Consider the following 247-nt stretch of genomic DNA (forward strand, 5'->3'; position numbering starts at 1 on the left):
CCTCGCGGACCTTCTCGGCGCTGGCCTCCTCGGACTGCCGGGCCGCGTCGACGACGCAGTGGCCCAGGTGGTCCTCGACGAGGCCGATGCTGTCGGCCTGCAGCGCCTTGGTCACGGCGGCGACCTGGGTCAGGACGTCGATGCAGTAGACGTCCTCGTCGACCCTGCGCGCGATGCCGCGCACCTGCCCCTCGGTGCGCTTGGGGCGCTTGAGGTAGTCGTCCTTGTCGCCGCTCTACCCGTGCAT

At 70.9% G+C, this 247-nt stretch carries 1 pseudogene; it reads right to left on the minus strand.

The window, feature by feature from the left end:
* Window positions 1-247, minus strand: a pseudogene (locus KVT14_RS20835) (metal-sensitive transcriptional regulator); the annotation flags it as partial.

The sequence above is a fragment of the Cellulomonas sp. GbtcB1 genome, assembly GCF_019091725.1.
Taxonomy (GTDB): domain Bacteria; phylum Actinomycetota; class Actinomycetes; order Actinomycetales; family Cellulomonadaceae; genus Cellulomonas.